The sequence below is a fragment of the Kineosporia succinea genome (assembly GCF_030811555.1).
Taxonomy (GTDB): domain Bacteria; phylum Actinomycetota; class Actinomycetes; order Actinomycetales; family Kineosporiaceae; genus Kineosporia; species Kineosporia succinea.
This window is the reverse complement of record NZ_JAUSQZ010000001.1, coordinates 7,831,501-7,847,316: the sequence shown is the minus strand read 5'-3', so window position 1 is coordinate 7,847,316 and position 15,816 is coordinate 7,831,501. Positions and strand designations below refer to the sequence as shown.

General features: G+C 71.2%; 16 protein-coding genes. 12 read left to right on the top strand and 4 right to left on the bottom strand.

Features of this window, described 5'->3' with window-relative positions; all coding sequences use genetic code 11:
• Positions 1-23: 23 nt before the first annotated feature.
• The 3 genes from J2S57_RS34255 to J2S57_RS34245 all read left to right on the top strand — a co-directional run bounded on the left by J2S57_RS34255 (position 24) and on the right by J2S57_RS34245 (position 2,708).
• On the top strand, positions 24-500 hold the full coding sequence (locus tag J2S57_RS34255) for a CBS domain-containing protein (RefSeq protein ID WP_307250579.1): 477 nt from the start codon (positions 24-26) through the stop codon (positions 498-500).
• Positions 501-627: 127 nt separating this feature from the next.
• Entirely contained in the window at positions 628-1,602 is a 975-nt protein-coding gene (locus J2S57_RS34250) for an SAM-dependent methyltransferase (protein WP_307250577.1), read from the top strand.
• A gap of 50 nt (positions 1,603-1,652) precedes the next feature.
• Positions 1,653-2,708 carry an AraC family transcriptional regulator gene (locus tag J2S57_RS34245; protein WP_307250576.1) on the top strand — a complete coding sequence of 352 codons (1,056 nt, stop codon included), beginning with the start codon at positions 1,653-1,655 and terminating at the stop codon, positions 2,706-2,708.
• Here J2S57_RS34245 and J2S57_RS34240 read toward each other — a convergent pair.
• Positions 2,698-4,263, bottom strand: coding sequence for a sensor histidine kinase (locus tag J2S57_RS34240; protein WP_307250574.1), 1,566 nt, complete (start codon positions 4,261-4,263; stop codon positions 2,698-2,700). The genes J2S57_RS34245 and J2S57_RS34240 overlap by 11 nt on opposite strands.
• 67 nt (positions 4,264-4,330) lie before the next feature.
• Between J2S57_RS34240 and J2S57_RS34235 the strand changes: the two genes are divergently transcribed.
• The 3 genes from J2S57_RS34235 (at position 4,331) to J2S57_RS34225 (ending at position 6,909) form a co-directional block, all read left to right on the top strand.
• Complete coding sequence (locus J2S57_RS34235; protein WP_307250572.1) at positions 4,331-5,344, top strand: zinc-dependent alcohol dehydrogenase; 1,014 nt, start codon at positions 4,331-4,333, stop codon at positions 5,342-5,344.
• A complete protein-coding gene (locus tag J2S57_RS34230; RefSeq protein WP_307250570.1) occupies positions 5,341-6,354 on the top strand; it encodes a zinc-dependent alcohol dehydrogenase in 1,014 nt (337 codons plus the stop codon). Before J2S57_RS34235 ends, J2S57_RS34230 begins: the two co-directional genes overlap by 4 nt.
• A 144-nt stretch (positions 6,355-6,498) precedes the next feature.
• Entirely contained in the window at positions 6,499-6,909 is a 411-nt protein-coding gene (locus J2S57_RS34225; RefSeq protein WP_307250569.1) for a hypothetical protein, read from the top strand.
• A gap of 37 nt (positions 6,910-6,946) precedes the next feature.
• Here the strand turns inward: J2S57_RS34225 and J2S57_RS34220 are convergent, their stop codons facing one another.
• On the bottom strand, positions 6,947-7,537 hold the full coding sequence (locus J2S57_RS34220; protein ID WP_307250566.1) for a class I SAM-dependent methyltransferase: 591 nt from the start codon (positions 7,535-7,537) through the stop codon (positions 6,947-6,949).
• 28 nt (positions 7,538-7,565) lie between these two features.
• Positions 7,566-8,015, bottom strand: coding sequence for a hemerythrin domain-containing protein (locus J2S57_RS34215; RefSeq protein ID WP_307250565.1), 450 nt, complete (start codon positions 8,013-8,015; stop codon positions 7,566-7,568).
• Positions 8,016-8,231: 216 nt separating this feature from the next.
• Between J2S57_RS34215 and J2S57_RS34210 the strand changes: the two genes are divergently transcribed.
• The 6 genes from J2S57_RS34210 to J2S57_RS34185 all read left to right on the top strand — a co-directional run bounded on the left by J2S57_RS34210 (position 8,232) and on the right by J2S57_RS34185 (position 14,852).
• Positions 8,232-8,588, top strand: coding sequence for a DurN family substrate-assisted peptide maturase (locus J2S57_RS34210; protein ID WP_307250563.1), 357 nt, complete (start codon positions 8,232-8,234; stop codon positions 8,586-8,588).
• A gap of 50 nt (positions 8,589-8,638) precedes the next feature.
• Positions 8,639-8,875, top strand: a complete 237-nt coding sequence (locus J2S57_RS34205) for a cinnamycin family lantibiotic (RefSeq protein ID WP_307250561.1) — start codon at positions 8,639-8,641, stop codon at positions 8,873-8,875.
• Between the two features lie 99 nt (positions 8,876-8,974).
• Positions 8,975-12,145: a type 2 lanthipeptide synthetase LanM family protein gene (locus tag J2S57_RS34200; RefSeq protein ID WP_307250559.1), complete on the top strand. Its 3,171-nt coding sequence runs from the start codon at positions 8,975-8,977 to the stop codon at positions 12,143-12,145.
• Positions 12,146-12,156: 11 nt separating this feature from the next.
• Positions 12,157-13,068, top strand: a complete 912-nt coding sequence (locus J2S57_RS34195; RefSeq protein ID WP_307250558.1) for a Nif11-like leader peptide family natural product precursor — start codon at positions 12,157-12,159, stop codon at positions 13,066-13,068.
• Positions 13,068-13,997, top strand: coding sequence for an ABC transporter ATP-binding protein (locus J2S57_RS34190; RefSeq protein WP_307250557.1), 930 nt, complete (start codon positions 13,068-13,070; stop codon positions 13,995-13,997). The genes J2S57_RS34195 and J2S57_RS34190 overlap by 1 nt, the downstream gene beginning before the upstream one ends.
• 3 nt (positions 13,998-14,000) lie before the next feature.
• Complete coding sequence (locus J2S57_RS34185; RefSeq protein WP_307250556.1) at positions 14,001-14,852, top strand: ABC transporter permease; 852 nt, start codon at positions 14,001-14,003, stop codon at positions 14,850-14,852.
• On the opposite strand, the gene J2S57_RS34180 is transcribed toward J2S57_RS34185, so the two are convergent.
• Positions 14,853-15,605: an AfsR/SARP family transcriptional regulator gene (locus J2S57_RS34180; RefSeq protein WP_307250555.1), complete on the bottom strand. Its 753-nt coding sequence runs from the start codon at positions 15,603-15,605 to the stop codon at positions 14,853-14,855.
• Positions 15,606-15,816 lie beyond the last annotated feature (211 nt).

The following is a 15,816-nucleotide window of genomic DNA, read 5'->3' as shown; positions in this document are numbered from 1 at the left end:
CTTCACCGGGGTTCGCGCGGTCCATGCGCCCTCTGCGGGGGTGGCGCGTCCGTGAGACGCTGCTGTGCATCATGAACGAGCACCTGACCACGCGCCGCTCGCTCACGGGCACCGTGGGCGACCTCGTGGTGCGCCACCCCAAGACCCTCCCGGCCGGCATCACGGTCGGTCAGGCGCGGGCGGCGTTCGGTGACCACGTGCACATGCTTCTGCTCACCGAGCACGGGGTCCTGCGGGGCACTCTCGTGCGTGAGGACCTCACCGGTGACGCCGGCTCCCCGGCCCTCGACCGGGCCCGGCTCGAGGGTCGCACGATCCCCGCCGACGTCCCCGCCGACCAGGCCCGCGAGCTGCTCGTGCGCCGGGGCGCACGCCGCCTCGCGGTGGTCGACGACACCGGTCACCTGCTCGGCCTGCTGTGCCTCAAGCGCCGCCTGCACGGGTTCTGCAGCGACGCGGACGTCGAGGCCCGCGCGGCCGACCCGCACCGAACGCCCTGACTGCTGCGGGGAGACCTGGATCACAGCCGGATCGGCGCATTTTCCGTCGCTCGGCCGCCTCCTGTGCCGACGCGCGTCCCGTCGCGTCGCATTCAGAACGTCGCATCCAGGTGACAGGAGACCGAACATGACCGAACAGCAGCCCGCACTGATCCAGGCACTGGGTGCCCGCGGCGTGGTGCGTGAATGGGCCCGCGGCGCGCAGACCCTGGCCGTGGTCGAGGCCGCGCACCGTCTGGGCTGGCTCGAAGCGCTTCGGGAGCCGGTCACGGTGGACGCGCTGGTCGGCCCGGGCTGGTCGGCGAACCGGGTGCGGGTGGTCACCGACGTGCTGGCCGAGGCCGGCGTGATCACGCGGACCGAGGCCGGCCTGCAACTGACACCCCCGTTCGCGGCCTTGCTGAGCGGCCCCTCGGGGGTGGGGCTGGACGTCGTGCTGGCCTCGGTGCGCCAGGACCTGCAGGCCCTGGCCACGCTCGACCGGGACGCGCCCCGGCCCGTCGACGGGGAAGCGGCCCTCGTCGTCGCCCGCGACGCCGGGGTGCGGGCCGACCCGGTGACGCAGGCGCTCTACCGATCCGTCTACGACGCGCTCCCCGAGGTCGCCGAGCTGCTGCGGGGTGGTGGCCCGATGCTCGACCTCGGCAGCGGCGTCGGCGGTGCCCTGCTGACCACGGCCCAGCTCTACCCGAAGCTGAAGCTCGTCGGCGTCGAGATCGTGCCCGAGGTCGCCGCCGAGGCCGAACGCCGCCGTGACGACCTCGGCCTCGCCGACCGGGTCGAGATCCGCTGCGCCGACGCCCGGGACCTGGCCGACGACAACGCCTTCCGCGTCGCGTACTGGGCCCAGTGCTTCTTCCCCGACGACACCCGCGAAGGCACCCTCGCCGCCCTGCGCCGGGTGCTGACCGACGACGGCCTGCTCATCCTGCAGGAGCAGCTGTCCACCCCGTACGACGCCGTGCAGCTGGCCCAGCGGGGGATCAGCGCCGGGCACACGACCTCCGAACTCGCCCGGGAGGCCGAGAAGGCCGGCTTCCGTCTCGTCCGTGAGGTGGCCACCCACCTCGGCAACCTGACCCTGGTGCGCAACCAGTCGTGACCCCGAAGCGGGCGGGCGCCGGACCGGCGCCCGCCTGTACGATCCATGATGTGCAGGCCGGAAAGCTTTACGCATCGACCGGGGATCCGCTGACGGACGTCATCCGCCTCCTCCGGCCCCGCACCGTGATCGACCCGGCCGTCCGCACCGCCGGCCCCTGGGCCGCGCGCTTCGAGCCGTTTCCGCACGTCAAGGTCGGCGGCGTCGTGCACGGCGCGTGCTGGCTCGTTCTCGACGGCGACGATCACGACCCGGTCCGGCTGAGCGCCGGTGACTTCTACCTCCTGGGCAACCCTCCGCCCTACCTGCTGGCCACCGGTCTCGGCGCCGAACCGATGACGGCACAGCAACTGTGGGACCGGCGCGAGCCCGCGACCGGCACCGTGCGCATCGGGTCCGAGGCCGACGAGGACACCCACCTCTTCCAGGGGCTCTTCTCGTTCGACGAGGCGAACTCGCCCCTGCTGCTCGACCATCTGCCGCCGCTGACGGTCGTGCGGGCCGACGACCCCGGGGGAGAGATCCTCACCCACATCACCGCACTGATGCTCGCCGAGGCCCGGGCCGCCACCGTCAGCGGCCCCCTGGTGCAGCAGCACCTGGCCCAGATCCTGCTCGTGCACATGCTGCGGGCCCACGCCGAAAACACCCGCCCGCGCCGCCGGTCCGGCCCCGACCCGGCCGGCGACGCGGCCGGTCTCGTCACCGGGCCGCGCCCGGGGCGGCCGGCGGGATGGCTGGCCGCGCTCAACGACGACGGCGTCGGCGCCGCCCTGCGCGCGGTGCACGCCGACGTCTCCCACCGCTGGACCCTCGGCGAGCTGGCCGCGGTCGGCCACCGGTCCCGCACGTCGTTCGTCGAGGCGTTCCGGCGTCAGGTCGGCACCACACCGCTGGAATACGTGATCCAGTGGCGGATGCTCCTGGCCCGCGACGCCCTCCGGCACGGTACCCACACCATCGGCGAACTCGCCGCGCTCATCGGTTACGAGTCCGAGAGCTCGTTCAGCACGGCCTTCCGCCGGGTGACCGGTCACTCACCCCGGCAGTTCCGCGACCGCGAGGGTGACCACGAGGTCACCCGCCGGCAACCGCCTACTCGGTGATGTCGTCGGCACGCTTCTCGACGAGAACCCCGTCGCGGAAACAGAACACGAAGTGCACCTCGACCGCCTCGGCGCTGCGGGGCTCCACCGACGGGCTCGCCATGTAGTACTCGCAGACCTTCCCGTCGCCCACGTCGTCCTCCGTCCACCACGACGAGCGCGGCGTCATGTCCCGCACGTCGGACTCGGGCGCGCCGACCGCGAACCGGTCGAACTCGTTCTGCGACACCGTGTCCGGCGGGATCGGGACCACGATCGACCCCACGCACGAGCCCAGGCTCAGCACGATCGACGTCACCACCGCCACCGCCCCGATCTGCTGACGGCGGGTGCTGCGTCGCAGCTCACCCGGGAAGTCGCCCTCCGGCTCGGGCGCCGCCTCGGGCACCTCACCCTCGTACGGCAGCACCGCGCCCACCCGGAAGCCGCCCCCGGCGGAAGGTTCGGAGATCAGCGGCCCCGACGACAGCACCCCACCGGCCAGACGCACCCGCTCGGCCAGCCCCGCCAGGCCCTGACCCGTGCTCTGCCCCTCGTAGGCACGGCCCGGCCCGTTGCGCACCTCGACGAACAACGCGTCGTCCTCGTACCGGACCTCCACCCGGATCGGCGCACCCCCGGCGTGCTTGAGCGCGTTCGTGATCCCTTCCTGCACGACCCGATACGCCGCGTGCTCGGCCAGCAACGGCAGCGGACGGGCCTCGCCGACCCGCACCAGATCCACCCGCGTCCCCGTGCCCCGCGCCGAGGCGACCGTGTCCTCCACCTGCGCCAGCGAACGTCCGCCCTCGGGGTCCGCACCGTCCTGGTGCAGGATCCGCAGGATCTGCCGCAGCTCACCCATCGCCTGCGCCGAGGTGTCCCGCAACAGCCCCAGCGCCTGCTGCCGCTCCGGGGCGGGCGCGTCCCCGGCCACCGCCGGAGCCTGCGCCAGACCACCCGCGTACAGCGAGATCAGCGTCAGCCGGTGCCCCAGCGAGTCGTGCAGCTCGGCCGCGATCCGGTTGCGCTCGCGGGTCTGCGCCTGACCCACCGCCAGCCTGCGCTCGGCGTGCAGCTCCAGGTTGCGCTGGTGCATGGTCATCACCAGCAGACGCCGCTGCGCGACCATCGCCGCGACCGCCCCCGGCAGCAGCACGAACGCGCTGAACTCCATCAGGCCCAGCAGGAACGACGTCAGCAGCGGGAAACCCGTCACCCGGTAGATCCCGCCGACGCACCCGACCAGCACCGTCAGATAGGCCAGCACGATCGGCACCGACCGCCACGCCCGGTAGCCCACCGACGCGCTCAACGGCACCAGCGTGAGACTGAACCCGCCCATCGCGACCGACAGCAGGCCACAGATCATCAGCGCGCTCAGCGGCCGCACCAACCGCAACGGCACGAGCGCCACCGAGGCGAAGAACCCCAGCACCGCGAACCCGATCGCCGAGGCCATCGAGTCCTGCGGCGGGTCGTAGGTCAGCTCCAGATGCACCACCGCGGTGCCCAGACCGCAGAACAGCGCCAGCCCGATCTCATAGGTCAGCCGCTGCCAGCTCGCCCCGCGCACGACCAACCCCTGGAACTTGAATCGAATGGTGACGTATAAGGGTATTCACCCCGGCCCGAGGAGTGTCATGCGCGCCCTGGTTCTCGAGGACTTCCACCACCTGAGCGTCACCGAGCGTCCCGACCCGCAGCCCGGGCCCGGCGAGGTCGTGCTCGACCTCGCCTACACCGGCATCTGCGGCTCCGACCTGCACGGATACACCGGAGCCAACGGCCGCCGGCAGCCCGGCCAGGTGATGGGCCACGAAACCGTCGGCCACGTCCGCGCCACCGGCCCCGGCACCGAGGGCGTCCGCCCCGGGCAACTCGTCACGCTCAACCCCGTCGTGCGCCCCGGCACCCCCGGCTGGATCCGGGGCGAGCACCACGACCCCGGCAAGTACGTCCTCGGCGTCCGCCCCGACATCGACGCCGCCTTCGCCGAGCGGATGCTCGTGCCCGCCGCCAACCTCGTGCCCCTGCCGGAGGGCCTGCCCGTCGAGCACGGCGCCCTCGTCGAACCGCTCGCCGTCGCCGTTCACGCCGTCGGCCGCGCCGGCGCCGAGGGGGCGAGCACCGCCCTGGTCGTCGGCGGCGGCCCGATCGGCCAGTCCGTGGTGCTCGCCCTGCGCCGCGCCGGGGTGCAGCATGTCCTGGTGAGCGAGATCGACCCGGCCCGCCGCGAACTCACCGAGCACCTCGGTGCCGTCGCCATCGACCCCGCCACCGGCCCCCTCGCCGAACGCGTCGAGGCCCGCTTCGGGCGCCTCGCCGACATCGCCGTGGACGCCGTCGGCATCGACGCCAGCCTCGCCGACGCCCTCACCTCCACCCGCGTCGGCGGCACCGTCAGCCTCGTCGGCATGGGGAAACCGGCCGTCCAGATCGACGCCTACGCCATCAGCACCATGGAGCGCTCCCTCGTCGGCAGCTTCACCTACTCCGACGACGACTTCCGTGCCGCCGTCGACCTGGTCGCCTCCGACCCGGCCGTCTCGGCCGCCCTGATCAGCCGCATCGTCGCGCTCGACGAGGCCCCGCAGGCCTTCGCCGACCTCGCCCGGGGCGACGGCACCCCCGGAAAGGTCCTGGTACGACTGTGAAAGCGTTCGTCATCACCGCTCCCGGCCAGGCCGAGGTCCAGGAGGTCCCCGACCCGGTCGCCGCCCCCGGCCAGGTCGTCGTCGACGTCGAGCGCGCCGGTGTCTGCGGCACCGACGCCGAGTTCTTCTCCGGCCACATGTCCTACCTCGCCACCGGCCACGCGTCCTTCCCCATCCGCATCGGCCACGAATGGTGCGGCCGCGTCAGCCAGACAGGCCCCGGTGTCGACGAAACCTGGCTCGGCAAACGGGTCTCCGGCGACACCATGCTCGGATGCGGCACCTGCCCCCTGTGCTCGACCGGCCGCCAGCACCTGTGCGCCGACCGCCACGAGATCGGCATCCGCCGCGGCTGGCCCGGTGCGCTCGCCGAGAAACTCCCCGTGCCCGCGTCCGCCCTGGTCGAACTGCCTCCAACGGTGGACGAGGTGGCCGGCGCCCTGATCGAGCCCTCGGCGAACGCTCTGCGGGCGGTCCGGGCCGCGGCGGCCGGGCCCGGCACCCGGCTGCTCGTCGTCGGCCCGGGTGCGATCGGCCTGCTGTCGGCGATGATCGCGCGGGCCGCCGGGGCCACCGTCAGTCTGCTCGGCCGCACCCCCGAATCCCTGAAGTTCGCCGTGGACCTCGGTTTCCAGCACGTCTGGACCGGACCCGACCTGGGTGCCGGCCCCTTCGACGCCGTGATCGACGCGTCCAACGACCACACCGTGCCCGCGGCCGCCGCCGACCTGGTCGTCCCGGGCGGCCGCCTGGTGTTCATCGGCCTGTCCACGACCCCGAGCCTGCTCGACACCCGCGCCCTGGTGCTGAAAGACGTCTCCGCCGTGGGCGTCCTGTCCGGCTCCGGCGCCCTGGCCGGGGCCGCCGGCCTGATGGCCGACGGCACCCTCGACGCCCGCCCCCTGGTCGCGGCCACGGTCGGTCTCGACGGCGTCGCCGGGATCCTGGCGGGCCGCCGCCCCGCCGACGCGACCGCCGGCCCGAAGATCCACGTCGATCCCCGCCGCTGAACCGAGAAGCCCCTCCGGGCAACGGACTTCGGCCGGACTCCGGACGAACGGGTGAGACATCGCCCACATTGACCGTGACGGCACCGGTACCTAGCGTTACGGTCACGAAACGGACAAGCCGGACCAGGTTCAAAGGGGTATCACGTGCGATTCAGATCGTTGGCCGTGGGTGCGCTCGCCGCGTCGACCGCGGTGCTCGCCTTCGCCGCTCCGGCTGAGGCGGCCTACACCTACGTCAAGGGCACCAGCTGCAACGAGAACCCCAACAACAGCCTGTGGGTCGAGGCCACCTACTCCGACCAGAACGGCCGCTCGCAGACCGGTTTCACGGTGGAGGCCGAGAAGGCCATCCGGGTCTCCGAGTCGAAGATCTGGATCATCTACCGGGACGGCTCGAGCGGCCCGAACCTGTCGCTCACCAAGAAGAGCTCGTCGCCGCTGGTCTACGAGAACGCGGTCAACCACAACAACGTCGCCAAGGTCGTCACCTGGATCTGGACCGGCCCCGACACCGGCACGAAGTACCTCTGCAACGAGGTGTTCAAGAGCGACTGAGCCCTGCGACGACGCGGTGCTGCGCCCGGCCCGAGTCTCAGGCTGCGCTCAGCACCGCCACGACGAAGTCCGCGTCGGGCGTGAAAGGCCGCAGGTCCCAGGTGCTCAGCAGCAGGTCGGCCACCAGGTCGGCCCGGTTCGCGTCACCGAGGAAGTCGTCGAACTCGTAACCGCGCCCGGCGCCGAAACCGACCACGGCCCGGCCTCCCGGTGCCAGGTGCTGCCGGAAACGGCGCAGGATCTCGCCCCGCGTGGAGGGCGCGCAGAACGTCATCACATTGCCGGCGCAGACGATCACGTCGAAGCCCGCACCCGGCAGCGAGAGCTGCGACAGGTCACCCACCCGCCAGGCCGGGCCCGGGAAGTCCTGCTCGGCCGCCGCGATGAGCGCGGGGTCGATGTCGACCCCGGTGACCTCGTGGCCGAGCGAGGCGAGATGCCCACCCAGACGTCCCGGACCACACCCCGCGTCCAGGATCCGCGACCCCCGGGGGACCATCGCGTCCACCATGCGCGCCTCGCCGTTCAGGTCGGCCCCCTGGGCCGCCATCGCGCGGAACCGGTCGATGTACCACTGCGAGTGACCGGGGTTGTCCTCGATCCGGCGCAGCCAGAGGTTCTCCTGCATGGACGCCATCCTAGGACCGGGCCGTCGGTCACAGGGGACCCAGGACCTGCGTCCCGGACGCGTCCAGCGTCAGGCCCTCCAGCACGGTGAGCAGAGCCCGCTCCTCGTAGCGGAAGTGGTTCTCCATGATCGGGGCCACGCTCCGCAGGTGCCGCCGCAGCTGTTCCGGTGAGGCCGAACGGTCGACCGCGCTCTGCAGGCCGGACAGCAGGTGCGCGATCATCGAGTGGTCCTGCTCGAGATTGCGCAGGGTGTCTTGCAGTTCGGGGTGCGCCGCCGCGATCGCCGGGAACAGGGTGCGGTCCTCGCCGCGATGATGCCCGTCGAGCGCCGAGCAGAACCCGTGACAGAACAGCAGCAGGTCACGGGGATCCGAGGTGGACAGCGTGACGCTCAGAGCCTCACGCAGCCGGGCGTGCACCCGGCGTAGTTCCTGACCCCAGGCCACCAGCCTGGTCTTCTCGCCGCCCTCAGACACGGAGGGAGGGCGAAGGGAGTGACGCCATCGACGTCGACCTCCTTCTGGCTCCGGCACCTCCACGCCTGACACGGACTGCCACCGGCGCGCGATGCTGTGCCCGAGACTACCCCACCGGGTGCACGCCAGTGAAAGAACAGTGAAAGCGTCCTGAAAGCCGCCCTGCGTAGGTTCATTCACGTCAGCAGGAAGGGAACGGCCCGGAAGGAGAGCATGATGAAGAGCGCGAAGGTCCCGACGATCTATCCCGGCGTCGACACCATCCGCGAGGTCCAGGAACTGCTGGTTCTCGCGTCCATGCTGCCCTCCGACGGCGAGATGGCCCGCGCCCTGCGCCTGGCCCTCGACGTCCCGGCCGAGACCGTGACCCCACGGGTGAACCCGGTGCCCGACACCCACCCGCACACCATGAAGGGCTGGCTCGAGGAGATCTGGCTGGGCGGCCACGCCGGCCTGGCCGAGCGTCACCTCCTGCGGTTCCAGGGCACCAGCGAGAGCATGGCCGCCGCCATGGACGAGTTGCGCGCCGTCGAGCGCGCGTCCGGATTCCGGCTGGCGGCCGAAAAGGTCTAGCCGCACCTGCGGTTAGTGGTACGACCCGTTTCGCGATCGAGGAGGCACACATGAACACGACGCTTCTCCAGCAGGCCGCTGTCGACAGCGAGTTCCGCGCCCTCATCGAGGCCGACCCGGTGAGGTTCGGTGCCACCGCGGGCGCTCTGCCCGCCGAGGTCGAGGCCCCGGACCAGAAGTCGCTCGACTTCTTCACCGAGGGGGTTTCCTCCCTGGAGATCTACGCCTGCCAGACCAGCTGCAGCTGGGGCCCGATCACCGCCATCTGTGACGGTACGACCAAGTAACACCTCGGGCAGTCAGGCAACTCCGCCAGTTGTCCGGTGGGCCGGTCGTCATCCGGCCGGCCCACCGGTCCCGGACGTCTCGACAGGAGAGGAAGAACCATGACGGCCACCGCGGTCCGCAGTACATCAGGAACTGACCGGGGCCTGCGTCTCGCGGCCCGTGCCGCCAATCTCGCCGAGCGCACCGCCGTGATCGAGCGCCTGGAACGTGACGGCTGTCTCGGAATGCTCGAAAGTGCGCCCGGGCCGGATGCTTTCGAGTCCTGGTGGACCGAGCGCACGTCCACCCGCATCGCGGCCAAGTTCGCCCAGGAGGCCCTGCACCGTAACCACCCGCCCCGTCGTGACAGCGAGGGCATCACCCGGGTGCTCGATCTCTACCGTCGTTTTGAGGCCCGAACGGCGGACGCGCCGGTCGCCCACCTCGAGGAGGTGCACCAGAGCTGGTTGCCCACCTACCGGGCCGCGCTCAGCGGCTACCGGCCCCCGGCCCGCCCGCGCTACCAGCGCCTGGCGATCGTGGCCGCCCCGTTCCTCGACCTGCTCGAGCGAGAGCTCCGCGACGCCGTCACCGGCACCACGCTGGACTTCGCCGACGAGGTGGTCGAGACCCTGCGCGACACCCTGCTCGACCGGTTCGAGCTGCCCCTGGCCTGGGCGATGGAGACCGAGGCCAAGGTCTGTCTCAGCCGGCACGGCGAGAACCCGCCCGACTACCTGGACTTCCTGCGCGACACCTTCCGCGACGAGGAGGCCTACCACGAGTTCTACCTGCGCTACCCGGTGCTCGGGCGCTGGCTGGCCCGCGCCACCCACCTGGCCGCGCGCAACGGCCGCGACCTGCTGACCCGCCTCGACGCCGACCGCCCGGTCCTGGCCACCCTGACCGGCCCGATCCGGCAGGTGAGGGCGGTCCGTCCCGGCCAGTCCGACCACCACGCCGGTGCCCGCACCGTGGTCATGGTCGACCTGCTGACCGACAGCGGCCCGTCGTCCATCGTCTACAAGCCCCGCGACATCAGTGCCGAGGCCGCCGTGCAGGAGCTGCTCACCCGCCTGGCCGCGGAGGCCGGCACCGGCTCGGCCGGGCGCCGCGTGATCCTGCGCCCCGGGTACGGCTACGAGGAAATGGTTCCCGGCGGCCGCAACCACGCCCGCGACGAGCACGAGGTGCGCCAGGTCTACCGCGACCTCGGCGCCCACCTGGCCGCGTTCTACGTGCTCGGCGGGGGAGACCTGCACCTCGAGAACATCATCGTCGCCGACGGTCACGCTCACGTGTGCGACTGCGAGACCGTGCTCGGCGTGCTCCCGACCGGCCAGCACCGTCCCGAGGGCACCCTGCTGGACTCGGTGTTCAAGACCGCCCTGCTCGAGTGGCCCACCGCCGGCCAGCCCGCCGAGGGCACGATGCGCATCAGCGGCTACGCCGGGGGCGAGGCCTACGACATGCCCGTGCCGGTCGCCCGGATCACCGGCAGGGCGCTGAGTTTCGAGACCGCGGTGACGCACGAGGCCGGCATCCGGGTCGAGCCCGACGCCGCGAACCGGGTGTTCCTCGACGGTGAGCTGGTCCGGCCCGAGGACCACGTCGACGACATCCTGGAGGGCTTCGGGCAGGTCTACGACTGGTTCGGCGCCGAGCCCGCGCGCACCCAGGGCATCGTGCGGGACCTGTTCCGGGACGCACCGATCCGGTTCATCAACTGGGGCACCCAGATCTACACCCAGCTGATCGCCCAGGCCCGGCACCCGCGCTGCCTGATCGACCCGCTCGAGGTCGACTGGCTGTTCGGCACCGTGCGCACGTTCCCGCGCACCTGGGACACCGGCGGGGTGCTCGCCGACCGCGAACTGGCCTCGATGTGGCAGCTCGACGTGCCCATCTTCACCGCCCGCGGCGACGCCCACGCCCTGGTGCACGACCACGCCGAGCCCCTCGACAGCCCCCTCGACGTCAGCCCGGTCGAGTTCGCCGCACGCCGCATCGCCCGCCTGGACCACCACAACCGCGAGCAGCAGCGGCGTTACATCACCGCGAGCCTGTCCGCGGCCGAGATCAGCAACCCGGCGTTCGTGGACACCTGCACCGACTACGCCGCCCGCATCGGTGAACACCTGCTCGAGCAGATGCGCACCGACGGTGCTCCCTGGGCCTCGTGGGACATCGCCGGCCCGGACGGGCTGAGCAAGGTCGACGTCGACGGCGACCTGTATCACGGCTCGGCCGGAATGGCCTTCTTCCTGGCCCATCTCGACGCGGCCCGGCCCGATCCACGGTTCCGCGCGGCCGCCCGGCGGGGTCTGGAACACGCCCTGCGCACCACCGACCTGAATCAGCCCGGCGCGTTCCAGGGCATCGGTGGGCTGATGTACACGCTGAACCACCTCGGCCGGCTCTGGGACGACGAGCACCTGACCCGCACGGCCCTCGAGCTCGGGAACCGTCTGGAGCCGCTGATCGAGCGCGACCGGCGGTTCGACATCCTCGGCGGCTGCGCCGGTCTGGTGCCGGTGCTGCTGGGCCTCGGTCAGCACGACCTGGCCCGTCGGTGTGGGGAGCGCCTGCTGGACGCCGCCATCCCCGGTGACGGCGGCGTGCTCAGCTGGCCTCTGACCGACCCGGACGAGGCCTCGGCGAGCCTGACCGGATTCTCGCACGGCGCCGGAGGCATGGGCTGGGCCCTGATCCTGCTCGGCCGCACCCTCGGTGAGGAGCGCTGGATCGCGGCCGGCAAGCAGGCGTTCGCCTACGAGGCAACCCGTTACGACGGCGACGAGCAGGACTGGTACGACCTGCGGCGCAGCGGCGGCGGGCTGGAGAAGAACGGCCGCCACTACGCGAACGCCTGGTGCAACGGCGCCGCGGGCATCGGCCTGAGCCGTATCTCGGCCTGGGACCTGCTCGGTCGCGACGACGAACCCCTGCTGCGCGAGGCTCATCAGGGCCTGGCCGCGACCATGCGCAACTTCCCGCAACTGCGCAACGACACGTTGTGCCACGGCCGTTCCGGAAACGCCGAGCTGCTGCTGCGATTCGCCCTGCTGAACGACGAGCCCGCGTTCCAGCTCGAGGCCAACGTGCAGGTGCAGAGCCAGTGGCGCAACGTCGACGAGGCCCTGGCCGGCACCTCCGAGGGCACGGCCGGGTTCTTCCCCGGGCTCATGCTCGGTCTGTCCGGTTTCGGGATGCACTTCCTGCGTCTGGCCCGCCCCGGTCAGGTGCCGTCGGTGCTCCTGCTCGATTCACCTGGTACTGACAACCGATAAGGAGAAACCTCATGTCCGTCCAAGCATCCGAGGCCTTCCTGAAGGTTCTGAACGGAACCCCCTCGGTGGCGCAGCAGCTCAAGGCCGTCACCGGTATCGAGGAGGTGGTGCGCCTGGGCCACCGGCACGGGTTCGACTTCACCGCCAACGATTTCCGCGAGGCGTCGACGTTCTACCGGCCCGCGGCTCAAGCGCCCGAAGCGCCCGTCACGACATCGCCGCAGCCGAGGAACACCACCTTCCTCCACCACGAGTACAGCCTGGAGGACATCCCCGGCTTCGAGGCCGTCATCGACGAGCTGCCCCGCCTGAAGGTGCGCCCGCCCACGGTCGACCTGGCCGAGTTCGACCGCAGCTACCGTCCCGACGACGCCGCCTCCACCAACCGCTCCCCGGCCGGCCCGGAGTACCAGGAGTGGCACCGCACGATGATGGAGGAGGGCTACCTCGACCCACAGGGCAACCAGCACACCCTGCGCCGCGACTTCCACCTGGTCAACCTCGACGACCACACCGAGTACCCGGGCTACGACGAGTACTTCGACGCCAAGACCCGCACGATCGGCGCGCTGGAGAACCTGTTCGACTCCGAGATCCGGTTCTCCGGCAGCATGTGGTACCCGCCGCACAGCTACCGCCTGTGGCACACCAACGAGACCCAGCCGGGCTGGCGGATGTACGTGGTCGATCTCGACGAGCCGTTCGAGAACGAGCACGACACCTCGTTCTTCCGCTACCAGAACCCGCAGACCGGCCAGATCGTGACCCTGCACGAGAAGCCGCGCATCGTGCGGTTCTTCAAGGCCGAGCAGGACCCGGACCGGTTGTTCTGGCACTGCATCGTCAACCCGACCGACCGTCACCGCTGGAGTTTCGGGTTCGTCGTGCCGGACGACTGGCAGGACAAGATCCGGGTGCGCTGATGAGTGCGCCGGCCATCCTCGTCGAGGACCTGCACAAGTCCTACGGCACCACGCACGCGGTGCGGGGCATCGACCTCGCCGTCGGGCCGGGGGAGACCTTCGGGTTCCTCGGCCCGAACGGCGCGGGCAAGTCCACCACGATCTCGATGCTGACCACGCTGGTGCGCCCCACCGCGGGCCGCATCGAGATCGCCGGGCTGGACGTGCAGAAGGTGCCCACACGCGTCCGTAAGCTCTTGGGTCTGGTCTTTCAGGAGAGCACGCTCGACGGTGAGCTGACGGCGGCGGAGAACCTGAGATTCCACGCCGACCTGTACGCGGTGCCCCGCGCCCAGGTGAAGCAGCGGATCACCCAGATGCTTCAGCTGGTCGGCCTCCTCGAGCGCGAGCATGACGTGGCCGGCACCTTCTCGGGCGGCATGCGGCGCCGCCTGGAGATCGCCCGGGGCCTGCTGCACCGGCCCCGGGTGCTGTTCCTCGACGAGCCCACGGTCGGCCTCGACCCGCAGACCCGTAACGGCGTGTGGGAACACCTGCGCCGGGTGCGTGAGAGTGAGGGCACCACGCTGTTTCTCACCACGCACTACCTCGACGAGGCCGAGCAGTGCGACCGCATCGCGATCATCGACGACGGCCGCATCGTGGCCCAGGGCACTCCGGACGCGCTGAAGGCCGTGATCGGGGCGGATCTCGTGCAGCTGCGCACCGGGGACGACGGGTCGGCCGTCCGGGCCGTTCGTGAGAAGTTCGGTCTGGACGCTGAACTCGCCGGAGAACGGCGGGCCGGGTTGCGGATCCGGGCGAAGGACGGCGCCCGCCTCGTGCCCCGTCTGTGCGCCGGGCTCGACGTGCCGGTGTTCGAGGTGTCCGTGACCCGGCCCAGCCTGGACGACGTGTTCATGCACCACACCGGCCGGCGTATCCGTTAGGACATGATTTCCATGACCCTGCTCGGCGAAAGGGAGAACGGGGGCCTGCGTCACGAACTGCGCGCGGCCCGGATGATCTGGACCCGCGAGATGATCCACCTGGCCCGCGACCGCACCCGGGCGGTGATGTCGCTGCTGCAGCCGTTCCTGTTCCTGCTCGTGCTCGGGGTCGGGCTGTCGCGGTTGCTGGCCTCGGTCGGTGGTGACAGCGCCACGGGTGAGGCCTACCTGGTGTTCCTCTTCCCGGGGGTGCTGGTGATGGCGTCGCAGGCACCGGCGATCTCGGTCGGGGCCTCGATCGTCTGGGACCGCCAGAGTGGTTTCCTGCGCGAGATGCTCGTGGCCCCGGTGCGCCGCAGCACGGTGCTGGTCGGCAAGTGCCTGGGCGGCGCCACGGTCGCGGCCGTGCAGGGCGCGGTGGTGCTGGCGGCGGCCGGTCTGGTCGGGGTTCCCTACCGGCCCGATCTCTTCGTTCTCCTGTTCGCGGAGCTGCTGCTGGCGTCGATGGCGATGACCGTGACCGGTGCGGTGGTGGCCGTCACGATCCGGCGCCTGACCACGTTCAACACCGTGCTCGGGGTGATCGTGACGCCGCTGCTGTTCCTGTCCGGCGCGATGTTCCCGCTGGCCGCGATGCCGGCCTGGATGGCGGCCCTGGCCCTGGTCAACCCGCTGACCTACGTGATCGACGCGATGCGGCGCACCGTGGGCGTTTTCGTGGACGACGCCGGGCTCGCCGAGCCGGTCTCCTGGGCCGGGTGGGTGCCGCCGGTGCCGCTGGAGCTCGGACTGGTGGCGGGGTTCGTGGTGGTGGTGCTGGCGGTGGCCGCGCACCGCTTCTCCCGCACCGAGTGATCACCGTGGTTCGCTGCGCAGGATGGCCAGGTGCAGTCGCTGCAGGTCGTCGCCCGGGTCGACGCCGAACTCGGCGCGCAGGTGGTTCGTGAGCCGCCCGTAGGTCTGCAGGGCCTCGACGGTGCGCCCGCCCCGGTAGAGGGCGAGCATGAGTTGATGCCAGAGCTTTTCGCGGTAGCGGTGCCGGTGGGTGAGGGACTTCAGCTCGGCGACCACGTCGTCGTGGTGCCCGAGCTCGATGGCGACCTCGTTGCGGCGCTCGACGACCTGCAGGCGTTCTTCGTGCAGGGTGGGCAGGACGTCGCGGCGCAGGGAGTCGGAGGTGATGTCGGGCAGGAGCGGGCCGTGCCACAGGTCGAGGGCGGCCTCGAGCAGGTGGGCCTCGGTGTCCAGGTCGTGGCGCCGGTCGGCGCGTTCGGCCTCGGCCGAGAGTTCGCGGAAGCGCAGCAGATCCAACTCGTGCGCGTCGGTCTCGATGAGGTAGCCGCCCGCGGTGGTCTCGACCGGAGGCAGTGGTTCCAGTGAGTGCCGCAGCCGGGTGACGTAGGTGTGCAGGGCGGCGCGGGGCCGCTGGGGTGGCCGCTCGCCCCAGACCCGGTCGACGATCTCGTCGACCGAGACCACCCGGTTGGGGTTGAGCAGCAGGGTGGCCAGCAGGGTTCTCTGCCGTCCGGCGGGTACGTCCAGGCGGCGTGAGCCGAGTCGTACGTCCAGTGGCCCGAGAATCGCGTACCGCCGGGCATCGTTCGTCATCAAGCAACCCCCATGGTGCCGGGCCGGGCCACGTCCCGTGTTTCCCCACCGTGGCCGGCATGAACTCCCGATCGCCCGATCACGTTAACGGATGGCTCACGGTCGGCAAGTCGGTTGCTATTGATGTGGATTCAAACAATGGACGGTGCGGTCAGCGGCCGCTCGCACGAACCGGATTGCTCCGCAACTGATTTGATCGGTCCCACTGGTC